The sequence below is a fragment of the Nocardia sp. NPDC058497 genome, from assembly GCF_042720195.1.
Lineage (GTDB): Bacteria > Actinomycetota > Actinomycetes > Mycobacteriales > Mycobacteriaceae > Nocardia.
Genome location: NZ_JBHXMY010000080.1, coordinates 1 through 15,549 on the forward strand (window position 1 = coordinate 1; position 15,549 = coordinate 15,549).

The 15,549-nt window shown below is 67.1% G+C and carries 19 protein-coding genes and 1 pseudogene; 9 read left to right on the top strand and 11 right to left on the bottom strand.

Features of this window, described 5'->3' with window-relative positions; translation table 11 throughout:
- Window positions 1-473, top strand: a 473-nt coding sequence (locus ACFWPJ_RS08550) for an alpha/beta hydrolase-fold protein (RefSeq protein ID WP_378848881.1), incomplete at its 5' end; no start/stop codon positions are given.
- A gap of 61 nt (window positions 474-534) precedes the next feature.
- On the opposite strand, the gene ACFWPJ_RS08555 is transcribed toward ACFWPJ_RS08550, so the two are convergent.
- The 5 genes from ACFWPJ_RS08555 to ACFWPJ_RS08575 all read right to left on the bottom strand — a co-directional run bounded on the left by ACFWPJ_RS08555 (window position 535) and on the right by ACFWPJ_RS08575 (window position 4,696).
- The gene (locus ACFWPJ_RS08555) at window positions 535-1,134 is read right to left on the bottom strand and encodes a TetR/AcrR family transcriptional regulator (protein ID WP_378848883.1); all 600 of its coding nucleotides are present in this window, start codon (window positions 1,132-1,134) and stop codon (window positions 535-537) included.
- Between the two features lie 157 nt (window positions 1,135-1,291).
- A complete protein-coding gene (locus ACFWPJ_RS08560; protein WP_378848884.1) occupies window positions 1,292-1,633 on the bottom strand; it encodes a DUF3349 domain-containing protein in 342 nt (113 codons plus the stop codon).
- A gap of 11 nt (window positions 1,634-1,644) precedes the next feature.
- Window positions 1,645-1,926: a hypothetical protein gene (locus ACFWPJ_RS08565; RefSeq protein WP_378848886.1), complete on the bottom strand. Its 282-nt coding sequence runs from the start codon at window positions 1,924-1,926 to the stop codon at window positions 1,645-1,647.
- 12 nt (window positions 1,927-1,938) lie between these two features.
- The gene (locus tag ACFWPJ_RS08570; RefSeq protein WP_378848888.1) at window positions 1,939-3,114 is read right to left on the bottom strand and encodes an anion permease; all 1,176 of its coding nucleotides are present in this window, start codon (window positions 3,112-3,114) and stop codon (window positions 1,939-1,941) included.
- A gap of 64 nt (window positions 3,115-3,178) precedes the next feature.
- The gene (locus ACFWPJ_RS08575; RefSeq protein WP_378848889.1) at window positions 3,179-4,696 is read right to left on the bottom strand and encodes an ATP-dependent DNA ligase; all 1,518 of its coding nucleotides are present in this window, start codon (window positions 4,694-4,696) and stop codon (window positions 3,179-3,181) included.
- A gap of 94 nt (window positions 4,697-4,790) precedes the next feature.
- Between ACFWPJ_RS08575 and ramB the strand changes: the two genes are divergently transcribed.
- From ramB to ACFWPJ_RS08600, 5 genes are all read left to right on the top strand, one after another.
- Window positions 4,791-6,197, top strand: coding sequence for an acetate metabolism transcriptional regulator RamB (ramB, locus tag ACFWPJ_RS08580; RefSeq protein WP_378848891.1), 1,407 nt, complete (start codon window positions 4,791-4,793; stop codon window positions 6,195-6,197).
- Window positions 6,198-6,234: 37 nt separating this feature from the next.
- On the top strand, window positions 6,235-6,678 hold the full coding sequence (locus ACFWPJ_RS08585; protein ID WP_378848893.1) for a helix-turn-helix domain-containing protein: 444 nt from the start codon (window positions 6,235-6,237) through the stop codon (window positions 6,676-6,678).
- Between the two features lie 62 nt (window positions 6,679-6,740).
- The gene (locus ACFWPJ_RS08590) at window positions 6,741-7,037 is read left to right on the top strand and encodes a DUF86 domain-containing protein (RefSeq protein WP_378848895.1); all 297 of its coding nucleotides are present in this window, start codon (window positions 6,741-6,743) and stop codon (window positions 7,035-7,037) included.
- A gap of 334 nt (window positions 7,038-7,371) precedes the next feature.
- Window positions 7,372-7,746: a cupredoxin domain-containing protein gene (locus ACFWPJ_RS08595; protein ID WP_378848896.1), complete on the top strand. Its 375-nt coding sequence runs from the start codon at window positions 7,372-7,374 to the stop codon at window positions 7,744-7,746.
- 25 nt (window positions 7,747-7,771) lie between these two features.
- Window positions 7,772-8,230, top strand: a complete 459-nt coding sequence (locus ACFWPJ_RS08600; RefSeq protein WP_378848898.1) for a YbhB/YbcL family Raf kinase inhibitor-like protein — start codon at window positions 7,772-7,774, stop codon at window positions 8,228-8,230.
- A gap of 2 nt (window positions 8,231-8,232) precedes the next feature.
- Here ACFWPJ_RS08600 and ACFWPJ_RS08605 read toward each other — a convergent pair whose 3' ends face one another.
- Window positions 8,233-10,062, bottom strand: coding sequence for an acyl-CoA dehydrogenase (locus ACFWPJ_RS08605; RefSeq protein WP_378848900.1), 1,830 nt, complete (start codon window positions 10,060-10,062; stop codon window positions 8,233-8,235).
- A gap of 132 nt (window positions 10,063-10,194) precedes the next feature.
- On the bottom strand, window positions 10,195-11,085 hold the full coding sequence (locus tag ACFWPJ_RS08610) for an NERD domain-containing protein (RefSeq protein WP_378848902.1): 891 nt from the start codon (window positions 11,083-11,085) through the stop codon (window positions 10,195-10,197).
- 200 nt (window positions 11,086-11,285) lie between these two features.
- Here ACFWPJ_RS08610 and ACFWPJ_RS08615 point away from each other — a divergent pair, with 200 nt between their 5' ends.
- Entirely contained in the window at window positions 11,286-11,831 is a 546-nt protein-coding gene (locus tag ACFWPJ_RS08615; RefSeq protein ID WP_378848903.1) for a carboxymuconolactone decarboxylase family protein, read from the top strand.
- Window positions 11,832-11,924: 93 nt separating this feature from the next.
- On the top strand, window positions 11,925-12,302 hold the full coding sequence (locus ACFWPJ_RS08620) for a VOC family protein (RefSeq protein WP_378848905.1): 378 nt from the start codon (window positions 11,925-11,927) through the stop codon (window positions 12,300-12,302).
- Here ACFWPJ_RS08620 and ACFWPJ_RS08625 read toward each other — a convergent pair whose 3' ends face one another.
- Together ACFWPJ_RS08625 and ACFWPJ_RS08630 are read right to left on the bottom strand one after the other, a co-directional pair.
- Window positions 12,303-12,626 carry a hypothetical protein gene (locus ACFWPJ_RS08625; RefSeq protein WP_378848913.1) on the bottom strand — a complete coding sequence of 108 codons (324 nt, stop codon included), beginning with the start codon at window positions 12,624-12,626 and terminating at the stop codon, window positions 12,303-12,305.
- 104 nt (window positions 12,627-12,730) lie between these two features.
- Window positions 12,731-13,579: an SDR family oxidoreductase gene (locus ACFWPJ_RS08630; RefSeq protein WP_378848907.1), complete on the bottom strand. Its 849-nt coding sequence runs from the start codon at window positions 13,577-13,579 to the stop codon at window positions 12,731-12,733.
- Between the two features lie 98 nt (window positions 13,580-13,677).
- Between ACFWPJ_RS08630 and ACFWPJ_RS08635 the strand changes: the two genes are divergently transcribed.
- Window positions 13,678-14,085 (top strand): winged helix-turn-helix transcriptional regulator, encoded by a 408-nt coding sequence (locus ACFWPJ_RS08635; RefSeq protein WP_378848909.1) that lies wholly within the window; start codon window positions 13,678-13,680, stop codon window positions 14,083-14,085.
- A 78-nt stretch (window positions 14,086-14,163) separates the two neighbouring features.
- On the opposite strand, the pseudogene ACFWPJ_RS08640 reads toward ACFWPJ_RS08635, so the two are convergent.
- Window positions 14,164-14,598: pseudogene (locus ACFWPJ_RS08640) on the bottom strand (polysaccharide deacetylase family protein); the annotation flags it as partial.
- Between the two features lie 123 nt (window positions 14,599-14,721).
- A complete protein-coding gene (locus tag ACFWPJ_RS08645; protein WP_378848911.1) occupies window positions 14,722-15,192 on the bottom strand; it encodes a L,D-transpeptidase in 471 nt (156 codons plus the stop codon).
- Window positions 15,193-15,549 lie beyond the last annotated feature (357 nt).

Genomic DNA, 15,549 nt, shown 5'->3' on the forward strand with positions numbered 1-15,549 from the left:
AGCCCGGGCTGTTCAAGTCCGTCGCCGCCTACAGCGGCTGCGCGCAGATCGCCGACCCGATGGGCAAGCAAGCCGTCAAGTTCTCCGTGGAGACCTGGGCGGGCGGCAAGACCGCGAACATGTACGGCGCCGACAACGACCCGGCCTGGGTCGAGAACGACCCGGTCGTCAACGCGGAGAAGCTGCGCGGCACCAACCTCTACATCTCCAGCGGTAGCGGCATGCCGACCAACGCCGACGTCGCGTACTACCTCAACGGCTCGCCCGGCCCGATGGGCGTGATCAACCTCGGCCTCGGTATCGGCATCGAAGCGGCGACCAACGCGTGCAGCCAGAACCTGAAGGCCAAGCTGGACTCGCTGGGTATCCCGGCGACCTACCAGTTCACCCCGATGGGCACCCACTACTGGCCGTACTGGGAGCAGGCGCTGCACGAGTCGTGGCCGCTGCTCGCCCAGGGCATGGGTATCTGATTTCAGGCGAACACCGCAAACGGGAGGCATCCGATCCGGATGCCTCCCGTTTCGCGTTCGCTCAGCTCGGCAGTGCCGACGGCCGGACCGAGAGCCCGGACCGGATGAAATAGGCGATCTCGTCGCAGATCTCGTCGACCGAAATCGCGTCGCCGGGAACGGTCGCGTGCACCATCTCCTGGGCCAGGGAATTCACCGCGCCGATCAGGGCGAGCGTGAACAGGTGGACACTGCGCGATTCCGCTTCCCCGCGCGCGGCGGCGCGCTGCGCTTCCCTGGTGAGCAGGCCGGAGACCGAGCGCCGCTGCCCGCGCCGCCATTCCTCCACCGCCGGGCTCACGCCGACCACCTCGACATAGAACACCCGGGCCGCGCGCCGATCACGGCAGGTCACCGCGAGAAAAGCACGGAAGCTCTCCACCACGCGCACCACCAGCGGCTGCTCGCTTGCCCGTTCCAAGGCCTCGTCGACGCGGTGCAGGGCGGCGGTGTTCAGCCGGTCGACAAGTGCGATCAACAGCGCCTCGCGACTGCCGATATCCTCGTAGAAACTGCGGGTCGACACATTCGCCGTCGCGCACAAGCGCTCGATCGATGTCGACGAATAACCCTGGGTACCGAATAGTTCCAGCGCCGCGTCGGTCAACCGGTTGCGTCGCATAGCTACTCGCTGCTGACGCGACAATCCACCGTAACTACGACCACTATCGGTTTCATTCACACGCCGAACCACCCGTGCATGCTAGCGCGCAACCGCCGGGCATCCGGGCGAATCGAAAACTGTCCGCGTCATGAATTCCACTGGCGCAGCGGAATTGTCAGGCCTCGCTGTCGTCGAGTGGTTCGGCCAGCGGCCAGCCACCGGCCGCCAGATGCGAGGCCACCCGCGAAACGTCGTCGGGTGCGGGATGCTCCTTGGCGAAATCGGCGATGGCTGCCTCGATCTCGGCCTGACTGATGAATTCCCGGTTCGGATTGGCCTCGATCAGTTTCTCCCCGATCACCACCACCTCGTAGTCGGTGAGGTGACGGTGCAGCACCGCGAACAACGCGACGTAGTCCGATTTCGGGATGCCCTGCGGATATCCGGCGCGCAGCCAGCCGAGTACACGCGAGAGCAGGTTGCGCCGGACGGCGGGGTGGGGGGACGGATCTGTCATCGAGTCCTCGCTCATGCTTGACCGAACAGATGAATACCGAACTGGTGGGCGATGAACGCCTTGGCGGTGAACAGGATTCCGGCGATCACCACGGTGACGATGACGACCAGGCAGATCAGCGCGCCCGCCAGTGCCGGGTAGTTCCTGCGCACGCGGCCCTGCGCGTCGACCGTCTCGGCCTTGGCCCACCAGCGCACCGCGAAGGCGAACACGGCGGGCACGCCGGCGCCGAAGACCAGCGCGGCCACCACCACTTCCCACAGTGAACTCAGATTCGTGATCACGGTATGCACGTTCGCTCCCTTCTACCCGGCGTGGTTCTGTTCGATCGACGACTGCGGGGGCACACCGTCGGGCCACTCGTTCACATTGTGGGAGCCGACCGGGTCGCGCCGCGACCACAGATAGATGCCGAGCGCACCGAAGATCAGGATCCCGAACACCACGAGGACACCGGGCAGGCCGCCGATGAGGTGCGCGATGGCCCAGCAGATCGCGCCGACGATGCCCGCCATCGGCAGCGTCAGCAGCCAGGCGACGGCCATCCGGCCCATCACCCGCCACCGCACCTCGGCGCCCTTGCCGATGCCGGTACCGAGGATCGCGCCGGTCGCGGTCTGGGTGGTCGACAGCGGCAGCCCGAAGTGCGCGGAGGTGAGGATGATCGCCGCCGAGGTGGACTCCGCGGCGAGGCCCTGCGGCGACTCGATCTCGACCAGGCCTTTGCCGAGCGTCCGGATGATCCGCCAGCCGCCGAGGTAGGTGCCGAGGGCGATCGCGACCGCACAGGCCGACATCACCCACAGCGGCATGTGGTCGTCCTTGTCGAGCGAGCCGTAGGCGACCAGGGCCAGGAAGATGACGCCCATCGTCTTCTGCGCGTCGTTGGTGCCGTGGGCGAGCGAGACCAGCGACGCCGACCCGATCTGGCCCCAGCGGAAGCCCTCGTTCGACTTGTCCTCGTCGACGCCGCGGGTGATCCGGTACACCAGATAGGTGGCGATGGCGGCGACCAGCGCGGCGATCGCCGGGGCCAGAATCGCGGGGATCACGATCTTGATCAGCACGCCTTCGGAGCCCGACACCCAGATCACGCCGCTCCAGCCGAGCGCGGCGATCGTGGAGCCGATGAGCCCGCCGAACAGGGCGTGCGAGGAACTCGACGGCAAGCCGAGCAACCACGTCAGCAGATTCCACAGAATGCCGCCGACCAGGCCGGCGAACACGATGACCAGCAGGTCTTGTCCGCCCACCTCGTTCAATTGGACGATGCCCTTGGCCACAGTCGCCGCCACCGATACCGACAGAAATGCGCCGATCAGATTCAGCAGGCCCGAGAGCGCCACCGCCACGCGCGGCTTCAAGGCACCGGTGGCGATCGAGGTCGCCATGGCATTGGCCGTGTCGTGGAATCCGTTGGTGAAGTCGAATACGAGAGCTGTGGCGATGACGATCAACAGGACCATTAGTTCGGCGCTCACCCGAACAGTGTGTCGTATGCCCGTACCGGATTGCCAAACCGTTGCGGGAAAATTCCTCGCCGGATCAGCCCGCGGCCCCCAGCGCGCGGACCGCGTCGATCGTGTCGGCCTGCGCCGGCTCCTTGTCCGGCCGGTATCGCAGCACCCTGGCGAACCGCAGCGCGACGCCGCCGGGGTACCTGGTGCTGGCCTGGACGCCGTCCAGCGCGATCTCGACGACGAGTTCGGGGCGCAGGAACACGGCGTGACCGTCGGTGTGTGTCTGGTACCGCGGGAACTGTTCGGTCTGCCAGCGCAGCAGCTCGTCGGTGAGGCCCTTGAACGTCTTGCCGACCATCACCGGCTCGCCCGTCTCCGGATCGAGGGCGCCCAGGTGCAGGTTCGACAGGAATCCGGTGCGCCTGCCGTACCCCCATTCCGCGCCGATCACCAGCAGGTCGAGGGTGTGCGCCGGTTTGATCTTCTGCCAGGACTTGCCCCGTCTGCCCGCGGCGTACGGCGCGTCGAGGGACTTGACCATCACGCCCTCGTTGCCGACGGCCAGCGCGTCGTCGTAGTACTCGGCGGCGGCCTCGGCATCGGGTGCGACGAGCGCGGGGATGCTGTGCTCGCCCGCGACCCGCTCGAGCATGGTGCGGCGCACGCGCAGCGGCTCGTCGAGCAGGTCGACGCCGTCGAGGTGCAGGCAGTCGAAGAAGTAGGGGTGCAGCAGCAGTTCCCTGGTGTCGCCGACGGTGGCGAAGCGGCTCATCGTCTCCTGGAACGGGCGCGGGCGGCCCGCGTCGGTCAGCGCCAGGGTCTCCCCGTCGAGGACCACGCTGGTGCAATCGAGGCCGGCGACCAGCTCGACCAGTTCGGGAACGCCCGCGGTGATGTCGCGCAGGGTCCTGGTGAACACCCACACCCGCTCGCCGCTGCGGTGCACCTGGATGCGGGCGCCGTCGAGCTTGTGTTCGACGCTCACCTGCGGGCCCAGTTCGGCCAGCGCCTCGTCCAGCGAGCCGCCCGGTGCGGCGAGCATCGGCGCGACGGGCCTGCCGACTTCGAGCCGGAACGCGGACAGCGCCGCCTCGCCACCGGTGACCGCGGCGGCGGCGGTCGCGGGCAGCTGCCCGGACAGCATGTGCGCGCGCCGCACGACCTCGACCGGGATGCCGGTGGACTTGGCCAGCGCTTCGACGACGACCGCGGCCAGCGCGCCTTGGCGGAGTTCTCCGGTGAGCAGCCGGATCAGGAAGGACTGCTCGTCCTCGGTCGCGGCGGTGAACAGGGAGGTCAGCAGTTCGCGTCTACGCAGTGTGGAGCCGGTGCCGCTGAGCCCGGTCAGCTGGGAGAAGACATCGTCGACCGCGCCTACGGTGAGGTGCGCTGCCGCGCTCGGCGGCGTCTCCAACCCGGCCACCGTGCGCCACCCCGCCCCGATCCGGCCCTGCACCAGCTCACCGGACAGCCAGGCCACCACGGTCCCGATCTCCTGCGGGCTCGCGGCAGCGAAGAGCTCGGCCAGCGCGGCGATCTTCGCCTTGCGCGACCGGGTCGCTCGCACCGCCGCCGAGGCCGCGACGACATCGCTGAACAGCACCCGAGCACCGTAACCCGGGGGTGTGACACATCGCTCAGCCCACGCTGTTAAGAATCCATTGGCAAGGCTGCGAAACCGCCCATAAACTGGACATATGGCCAAGACCTATGTCGGTGCGCGGCTGCGCCAGCTGCGCACCGAGCGCGGGCTGAGCCAGGTCTCACTGGCCCAGAAGCTGGAGATCTCGGCCAGCTATCTCAACCAGATCGAGCACGACGTGCGGCCGTTGACGGTGCCCGTGCTCAAGCGGATCAACGAGGTCTTCGGCGTCGACCCCGCCTTCTTCTCCGCCCAGGACGACACCCGGCTCATCGCCGAGCTCCAGGAAGTCGTGATGGACGCCGAGCTCGGCATCGAGGCCGACACCCAGGAGATCGCCGACATGGTCTCGGCGCATCCGAGCATGGCGCGCGCCCTGGTCGCCATGCACAACCGGTACCGCAACACCAGCGCCCAGCTGGCCGCCGCGACCGAGGACCGCTTCTCCGACGGTTCCGGCAGCGCCGCGATCAGCAAGCCGCACGAGGAAGTGCGCGACTACTTCTATCAGCGCCAGAACTACATCCACGAACTCGACACCGCGGCCGAGGACCTCACCGCGCGCATCCGCTTCCACGGCGGCGAGGTGAGCACCGAGATCGTCCGGCTGCTGCGCGCGCACGGCGTGCGGATCGTCGAGCGGATCGACCTCGGCGAGGGCGTGCTGCACCACTACGACCCCGAGACCAAGCAGCTCGAGATCTCCCCGCACCTGTCCGGCGGGCAGCGCACCTTCAAGCTGGCCGCCGAGCTCGCCTACCTCGAGTGCGGGCCGCTGCTCGACAAGCTGGTCGAGGAGGGCAATTTCGCCTCCGACGCCTCACACAAGCTGGCCATGCTCGGCCTGGCCAACTACTTCGCCGCGGCAACGGTGTTGCCCTACACCCACTTTCACGAGGTGGCCGAGGACTTCCGCTACGATATCGAGCGCCTGTCGGCCTTCTTCTCGCAGAGTTACGAGACCATCTGCCACCGGCTTTCGACGCTGCAGCGACCGAGCCTGCGCGGCGTCCCGTTCTCCTTCGTCCGCGTCGACCGCGCGGGCAACATGTCGAAACGCCAGTCCGCCACCGGTTTCCACTTCTCCGCCAGCGGCGGCACCTGCCCGCTGTGGAACGTCTACGAGACCTTCGCCTACCCCGGCAAGATCATGACCCAGATCGCCCAGATGCCCGACGGCCGCAAATACCTCTGGGTCGCCCGCACGGTGGAACGCCGCGCCACCCGCTACGGCCAGCCGAGCAAAACCTTCGCCATCGGCCTCGGCTGCGAACTCCGCCACGCGGGCCGCGTCGTCTACGCCGACGGCATCGACCTCGGCGAAGCCACCGCCACCCCCATCGGCGCAGGCTGCCGCGTCTGCGTCCGCGCCAACTGCCCCCAACGAGCCTTCCCACCCCTGGGCAAGGCCCTCGACATCAGCGAACACCGCAGCTCGGTCTCCCCCTACCTGATCAAATAGACCCTCGAGCGGCTCATATCATTGATATAATTCCTACATGGAGACCGTCCACGCGATTCGGATTGCCGCCGGGCTCACTCAAGCGGAGCTGGCCCAGCGTTCCGGCGTCGCGCAACCCAACATCGCCGCCTACGAAAGCGGCAGCCGTCACCCGTCAGCGAAGATGCTCGCTCGCTTGCGGAAGGCCGCGCCGCCACGACCTTCCACGGTTCTCACGCAACATCGCGACCAGATCCTCGCGTTAGCTTTGCACCACAAGGCACGTCGAGTGCAGGTCTTCGGGTCGATTGCCCGGGGCGAGGACGTCTCCGGCAGCGACATCGACCTGCTGGTGCAGCTCGACGAGGATGCAAGCATCTTCGACCTCGCCGCTTTGACGAACGCGCTGGAGGATATGACGGGACTGCACGTCGATGTCATCTCCGAAGGCGGCCTACGACAAGGGCACGACCCCATTCGAGACGAAGCCAAACCGCTGTGACCGACGGTTCGATCACCCCGCGAACCAGCCAAAGTCTCAACGACTTTCTTCAATTCTGCGAAATGGCTGAACGCATCGTCGCTGCCGGAAGACACGCCTACGACGAGAGCGAGACCGCACAACTAGCCAGCGAGGCGGTGTTGCACAGACTCGGCGAGTCCGTCGCCCGCCTACCCGACGCCTTCATCGCGGCGCACCCGCAGGTTGCGTGGCGCGATATCAAACGAACCCGCAACATCGTCGCCCACAGCTACGACCGGGTGAATTACGCCATCATCTGGAACGCGATGGCCAACCTCCTACCACTGGAAGCCGTCCGCGTCCGGAAGATCCTCGCCGACCTGGAATCCACCGACTGACCCACCGACCGCCAGCGAGGATCTGACTTCGATCGGGCCGACGACGGTGTAGTCACCGTTCTCGATTTCGGCCGCCATTGCTTCGTACGCTTCGGGACTTCGCTTTGCCATCACTGGATCTCTACTCCCATCAACTCGACTCCGCTAGACCTCATGATCACCTCTGCTCACCTCGGATGGGCCGTCGGCACCGCTACCGGACCGAGCGACCGGACAAGGGGTCTACCGTGCGCCGCATAAACACGGAATGATGGATGGTTGCCCGATGATGGGCCGAAATAGTGTGATGAGCAGAAGCAACAACTTCCCGGACGCCGAAGTCAGGAGGCGGACGATGCAGAAACAATCGCGACAAGTAGCCCGAATCGCTGTCGGCATCCCCTTCGCTCTGGCCGTATCGCTGTCCGGCGTGGATGCGCACGCACACGATCCGGGCCGGATCACCGTGATTGAGACCGAGTACTCGATCACCGTGTCCAGGCCCAATGTCCGGGCAGGTCAGACCTACACCCTGGATGTGCGCAACGATGGCAGAACCCGTCACGACCTGGTCATCGCCGGCCCCGGCGTCGATTCCCGCACCCCGGTGCTCGAGGCAGGCACCACCAGCGAACTGACGGTCACACTGCAGTCGGGCACCTACGCACTCTGGTGTTCCGTCGGCAAACACCATTCGCTAGGCATGCGCTCCAGCATCTCGGTCTCCTGAACCTACTACCCGAGCGGAGACAACCATGCCCGCCACCAGAGAAATTCAGGTAACCAGCACCGCTTTCGCCGATGGAGCACCCATTCCGGCGACCTACTCGTGCACCGGCAGGAACGTACCGCCGCCCCTCGCCTGGACCGTACCGGCCGGAGCAGCCCGGCTGGCCCTGATCGTCGACGACCCGGACGCGGTGGGCGGTCTGTTCACGCACTGGGTGGTCACCGACATCTCGCCGACCATCACCGCCAACCCGGAAGGGCACACCCCGGACGGCGGTGTCGTCACCGCCAACAGCGCCGACCGCATCGGCTACTTCGGCCCGTGCCCGCCCCCGGGAACCGGAGTGCATCACTATCGATTCACCGTGCACGCACTGTCCCACCCGCTCGCGCTGAGCCCGGACACCCCCGCGGCCACCGCGACCGCCGCCATCGAAGCCGCCAGCCTCGGCTCCGGCCGCCTGATCGGCACATACTCCAGGTGACGTCAGAAGGCTTCCTCCGGGACCGCCATGATGTCGGTGTCGATGGTGGCGAGGATGTTCTTGGTCGCGGTGAGTTCGGGGAGGACGTTCTTGGCGAAGAAGCTGGCCGCGGCGATTTTGCCCTGGTAGAAGGGGCGGTCCTTGGGGGTGGAGTCGGCGGCCAGGGCGGCGGCGGCGATGTCGGCTTGGACGAGCAGGCGCCAGGCGATGAGGAGGTCGCCGACCGACATCAGGAAGCGGACCGAGCCGAGGCCTACCTTGTAGAGCTCGGTGGGGTCGGTCCCGCCCGCCATGGCGTAGCCGGTGAGGGTGGCACCCATGGCGGCGATGTCGGCCTGGGCGGTGCGCAGCAGGGCGCGTTCGGTGCCGAAGCGGCCGGAGTCGTTGTCCAGGTAGGCGGTGATCTGGGCGTTCACGTGGGCCAGGGCGGTGCCGTGATCGCGAATGATCTTGCGGAAGAAGAAGTCCTGGGCCTGGATCGCGGTGGTGCCCTCGTAGAGCGAGTCGATCTTGGCGTCGCGGATGTACTGCTCGATCGGGTAGTCCTGCAGATAGCCGGAGCCACCGAGGATTTGCAGTGACTCGGCGAGCAACTGGTAGGCACGCTCGGAACCGACGCCCTTGACGATCGGCAGCAGCAGATCGTCGACGCGATGCGCCAGCTCGGGATCGGCGCCCGAAACCAGCTGCGCCACATCCTCGTTCTGATGCGCGGCAGTATACAGATACACCGCGCGTAACCCCTCCGCGTACGCCTTCTGCATGGCCAGCGACCGCCGCACATCGGGGTGATGGGTGATGGTCACCCGCGGCGCGGCTTTGTCCGACATCTGCGTCAGATCCGCGCCCTGCACCCGGGTCTTGGCGTATTCGAGCGCGTTCAAGTAGCCGGTCGACAACGTCCCGGACGATTTCACGCCCACTGTCATCCGCGCGTTCTCGATCACCTTGAACATCTGCGCGATCCCGTTGTGCACGTCACCGACCAGCCAGCCCTTGGCGGGCACCGACGTGCCGCCGAAGGTGAGCTCGCAGGTCGGCGAGGACTTGATCCCCATCTTGTGCTCGATGCCGGTCACGTACACACCGTTGCGCTCGCCGAGTTCCAGCGTCTCGGGATCGAAGAGGAACTTCGGCACATAGAACAGCGACAGCCCCTTGGTACCCGGCCCGGCGCCTTCGGGCCGGGCGAGCACGAGATGGAACATATTCTCGGCCAGGTCACCCACGTCACCACCGGAGATGAACCGCTTCACCCCTTCGATATGCCACGACCCGTCGGGCTGCGGCACCGCCTTGGCGCGGCCCGCGCCGACATCGGACCCGGCATCGGGCTCGGTGAGCACCATGGTCCCCTGCCAGCCGCGCTCGAAACCCCCACGCGCCCAGCGCTTCTGCTGCTCGGTGCCGATCCCGTAGAGCACCGAGCCCATCAGGGGGCCCATGTTGAAGAAGCTGGCCGAGGGATTGGCGCAGATGAGGAGCTCGTTGATGGCCCACATCAGCACGTTCGGGGCGGGGGTGCCGTCCATACCCTCCGGCATGCCGAGCCGGTACCAGCCCGCTTCGCGCACCGTGTCGACCGTCTTGCGCAGCGACTCGGGCACCGTGATCTCGAAGGTCTCGGGGTGATAGGCCACCGGATGCCGATCGGCGTCGGCGAACGATTCCGCGATCGGGCCCTCGGCCAGGCGCTTCACCTCGTCGAGGATCTGGCGCGCCGTATCGGAGTCCAGGTCGCCGTAGGCGCCGGTGTCGAGGAGCTTGTCGAGATTCAGTACCTCGAAGAGATTGAACTCGAGGTCACGCAGGTTCGCCTTGTAGTGCCCCATCGGTCGCCTCCTGGACTGACCACACACGGCCGAGCGCCGCGTGAATCGGCTGTTCGACGTCGTACGAATTCGAAGCGTGCCGCACCGCGACGTCCTTACGCAACCGTAGGCACGCCTTGTCAGATCAGCGAATCAGCAACCGTTCTGGAACGGCCAGCACTCCGTCGCCCCCTTGCCAGCCGGCGTGCTGGGCGCCCTGGTCGTGGTCTGGGTGGTCTCCGAGGTCGTCCGCGGGTTCGGCGGGTCGTTCAGCAGCGCTGACCCGACCACCAGGAACACGACGAACACACCGATCAGGGCGGCCGCGAACACGATCAGCCCCGCCAGCTTTCCCCGCCGGGTCGAGTCCACCGGTGGCGGCGCCTGGACCGGTTCGGTGATTCTGCGTGGCTGCGGCGGGATCGGCTTCCGCGCCGGACGGTTGCCGTCGAAACCGTCGGCGGCGAGGTCGGCGCGCGAGGGTGTCAGGTCACCGACGCCCAGCGCGGTGCACGTGGTGAGCACCCGGTCGATGGTCCATTCGCGGGGCCCCGCGGAGAACCCCTCCAGATAGACCCGCAGCTCATGGGCATCGACGGTGTTCGCGACGAGCACATCCAGCCCGGGCCGCAGCGCCGTGCGCGCCGGTCGCACCACCACGCCCCGATAGGGCACCATCACCACCGCGCCGGACACGTGTCTGCTGTCCTGCAATGCCTGCTCCAGCGCGACCCGTACCGCGTGCACACCGTGCTCGACCCGATCGGTCAGGCCCGCCGACGGCTCGGTATCCAGATCGAGCGGACTGTCACTGATCGTCCAGGTGCCCGCCGACACCGCGAGCAGTCCGCTCTGCCGTCGCCGGAACCCCTTCACCTCGATCACCGTGATCCCCCGCGGCGTCACGATCACCGCGCCCAGCCTCCGATCGCCCACCTGGCAATCGACCAGCGCGAGCCCCGTGCTCGGATAGGCGCGCAGGCATTCGACGAACTCCCGCTCGGCGCCGGTGAGCTCCGCACCCGGCCTGATCCGAACCAGCATTCCGATGTTCCCCTACCAGTGCCGCGACCTCACACCGCCGCTGCGCGCTGCGGTACTCACCGATCATGACGCGCAACTGTTGCGAAAACCACTGGAAACCAAAGAAAACCGGCACTCTCGCGCAGTCGGCACCGAAATTCGATACCGGCGAGTACGCTCCGACTCGACCGGGCGACGTCGAGAAAGCAGGTGGACACCAGATGGCCGCAGCGCCCCTACCCCGGGTTTCACCGGGACGGTTCGGCGAGCTCGGACCGATCAACTGGGTTGTCTGGCAAGTGCTTTCCCGTGCCTCCGGCACCGACGACGCGCATCTTTTCAGCACACTCGGCCGCACCGGCGGATTGTTCCGCGGCTGGCTGCATTTCTCCGGCAAGCTCATGCCGGGCGGACGGCTGCCCCGCGCCGAGGCCGAGCTGGTGATCCTGCGCGTCGCGCACCTGCGCGAGTGCGCCTACGAGACCGACCACCATCGCCGCCTCGGCCGCAAGGCGGGCCTGACCGCCGTCGAGATCGACCGGGTCGGCACCGGCCCCGATGCCGAGGGCTGGACGCCGCGCCAACGCGCCCTGCTCACCGTCACCGATCAGCTGGTGACCACCCGGAATGTGGACGACGCGGCCTGGGCGGAGCTCGCCGCGCACTACGACGAACGGCTGCTGATCGAGATCGTGCTGCTGATCAACCAGTACGAGGGCTTGGCCGCCACCATCACCACACTGCGAATCGATCGCGACACCTTCTAGAACTGTGACCCAGGTCATAGAGCGAAACCCCGACTCTTCTCGCCATCGTTAGGGCGTACAAAGTACGGAGTTCATCGCACCGAGGAGAACCGCATGCAGATCACCGGCTCAGCCATCTCGCTCAATGTCGCCGACCCGCAGGCATCGGCCCGGTTCCTGATCGACCACCTCGGTTTCACCGAGCAGATGGCCACCGACGGATTCGTCTCCCTGCAACGCGCGGATGCCGGAATGAACGTCATCTACCTGCGGACCGGGCTGAGCACGTTCAAGCCGGCGCGGATCGCGGGCAACGCGGGCGACGGCACGCTCGTGGTGTTCGTCGTCGACGACATCGACACCGAATACGAACGCCTGCGCGGCGCGGGCGTCCCGATCGAGACGCCCATCGAGACCGAGGAGTGGGGCGAGCGCTACTTCCAGATGACCGACCCGAACGGGATCGTCATCCAGCTCGTGCAGTGGGTGTGATCAGCGGCGGGCGACCCGCAGCGCGGCCACGATCATCGGGATCTGCAGCGGCAGCCGCGCCAGCACACCGGCCTTGAACAGGCCGGAGGCCTTGGGGTTACCGACCACGTCGACGGCCATCTGGACGTTGGCGGGGAAAACGCCGACGAACAGCGCCGCGGCCAGCCAGCCGCCGAGGCGACGGGTGCGCGGCACCGCGAGTGCCGTCGCCACGCCGAGCTCGGCGACCCCGGACGCGTAGGTGTAGGTCCGCGGGTTGCCGGGCAGCTTCGGCGGCACGATGCCGTCGAACGGCTTCGGCGCGACAAAGTGCAGAACACCCATCAGGAACAGCAACCCGCTCAGATAGGAGTGCGTGCGTCGACGGGGAGTTTCGGTAGCCACACCCGAACTCTGCCACACGGCTCCCCGTCGGCCCACCCCTGATCTCAGCCCAGAATCGCCCGGAACACCTCGGCAGGCGGGGTCACCGGGCGGCCGAGAAGCTTGGCCAGATCACCGGTGCGGACCTCGAGCAGGCCGTCGGCGATACCCGCGTCGGCGTCGGCGAGGGCAGCTGCCACCGGCTCGGGCAGGCCCGCCTGGCCGAGGACCGCGGCGTAGTCGGCTTCGGCCACGTTCTCGTAGCGGACCGGTGTGCCGGTGACCTCGGTGATCACGGCGGCGATGTCAGCGCCGGTCAGCGCGGTGTCGCCGCCGAGTTCGTAGACGCGGCCCTCGTGGCCGTCGGTGGTGAGCACGACCGCCGCGGCCTTGGCGTAGTCGGCGCGCGGGGCGCCGGAAACCTTGCCGTCACCCGAGGCGCCCGCGAGTACGCCGGTCTGGGCGGCGTGCGCGGCGCCTGCGGCGTAGTTCTCCCAGTACCAGCTGTTGCGCAGCAGGACCGTAGGCACCGTCGCGGTCGCGAGGACCTCCTCGGTGCCGCGATGTTCCCGCGCGAGGATCATCTGGTTGTCCGGCGCGACCGGGATGCTCGTGTACGCGAGCAGCTGGACGCCCGCGCGCTCGGCGGCCCGAATGACGTTGGCGTGCTGGGCGACACGAGCGCCGAACTCGTTGCCCGAGATCAGCAGCACCCGGTCGACACCCGCGAGCGCGGCGTCGAGGGCGGCCGGGTCGTCGTAGGAGGCCTGGCGAACCTGCGCGCCGCGTTCGGCGAGGTCGGCCACCTTGGCGGGATCGCGCACGATGGCCACCGGCCGCTCCCCCGCCGTCAGCAGGGCCTCGACGACGAGCCTGCCCAGTTGTCCACTCGCTCCGGTCACCGCAACGGTCATGATCTTCCTCCAGGGTTCGTACTGATTCTCATGCACTAACTATTTGTAAGCACTATTCATTCCGAAAGCGATCTGGTCAAGAGCGGTACGATCGCCCCATGAGCAAGCAGCCCACGTCGACCGACGACGATCAGGCGCTGGAAGCCGACGTCTTCGCCCGTAACTGCACGTCGCGGCCCGTACTGCAGAATGTCGCCAGCCGGTGGGGGGTGCTGGCGCTGGTGGCCCTACGCGAGGGGCCGTATCGGTTCAGCGCGCTGCGCCGACGGGTCGACGGCGTGAGCGAACGAATGCTGTCGCAGACCCTGCAGACGCTCGAACGCGACGGCATGGTTCATCGCGAGGTGCTCGAAGCCATTCCGCCGCGCGTGGAGTACACGCTCACCGAGCTCGGCGCGCAGGTGGCCGAGCGGCTGGAGTCACTGGTCGTGGTTCTGGAAACCAACATGGATGCCGTCCGCGAGGCCCAGGAGAACTATCACCGTTCCGCCTCTCCGCGTACTTAGGCCGGGCTCAGGTGCGGGGCGGTGTGCGTTGGCGGCCGGCGGTTGCCCGCTGAGCCGGGTCAGCCCGTGGCCGGTGAGTTACCCCTGTTCTCGCTTCACCAGGTCGGAGACGGTGGTGAACTCGTAGCCTCGGGCGCGCAGGCCGCGGACGATGTCGGGAACCGCGGCGGTGGATTCGCCGCCGTGCATGACGTGCAGCAGCACGATCGAGCCGGGCCTGGTCTGCGCCAGGGTGTCGGTGACGATGGCCTCTCGGGTGGCGCCGCCCGCGGAGTCGGGTTCGACATCCCAGGTCACCGTCGTGCGGTCGTGCTCGGCGAGGTAGTTCGGGAGCGCCCAGAGTTTCTTGCCGTAGGGCGGACGGAAAGTGATCGGCCCCTGGTAGCCGGTGCGGCGGATCTCGGCGTCGGTACGTTCGATCTCGTCGCGCACGGTGTCGCCGGAGATCAGCACCATCCGGCGGTGGGAGTACGAGTGGTTGCCGATCTCGTGGCCCGCGGCCGCGATCGCCGCGCTGTTCCGCCTCTCCGCGTATTCAGGCCAGACTAAGGCGCGGAGCTGGGTGAGCGTTGGCGGGCGGCGGTGACTCACCGGGTCGGGTCAGCCCGTACCCGGTGAGTTACCCATGTACTCGCATTAGACGATTACCTGGGTGATGTCGCCCGGGTTCAAGTAGTCGAAGAAACGGTGGGCGCCGTCCTCTGTCATGCGCACACATCCGTGCGACTTCGAATTGACCGGGCCGACATGGAATGCCATGTCACCGTTGAAGAAGGTGGCCCAGCGCATCGGCGCATCGTGCATCGTGCTCCAGTGGAATTCCCGTTTGAAGGAAATCCTGGTCACCGCGGGCGGAGTTTCGTAACCGGCCATGCCGTGCGAAATCGGTGTCGGGCCGAAGATGACGCGGCCGTTGTCGACCAGCCACGCCTCGTTCGTCGACAGCCGCATGCACGCCCTGGCCTCGACCACCGGGCACGGCGACGCGGTCGGAATTATCGAGGGAACGCCGGGAATGTCTGGGCCACCTGGGAAAAGCGGTTCGGCCACCGCGGGCGCCATGGTGCCGAAACCGGCGACCGCGACCAGAGCTGCTGAACGTGCCACCCAACCGAGAATGCGCTTCACATCCGTTGCCTCTCTGTCCGCCTCCCCGCGCCTTCTGCCGGTCGTCGGGGACGTCAACAGCGCGGTGCCGGGCTGGCGGTCACGAGGAAGTCAGCTTGTGGGCGTGCCCGGCGAGTTACCCATGTACTCACGAGATCAGGTGTAGCTATTACCAAGCGAACGAAGAGCTACACGTATCATCGTGTAGGGCACCCGAATCCACCAAATCGACACCCCAATATTTGCCGAAAAGAAATACACGCAATTCGTGTCGCGGACATGACTGAGGGGGGGGGGCGGGGGGGCCGCCCCCCGAGGTTGTCGGAGCAAAAATATATGTTTATGTGTGCCCCGCGG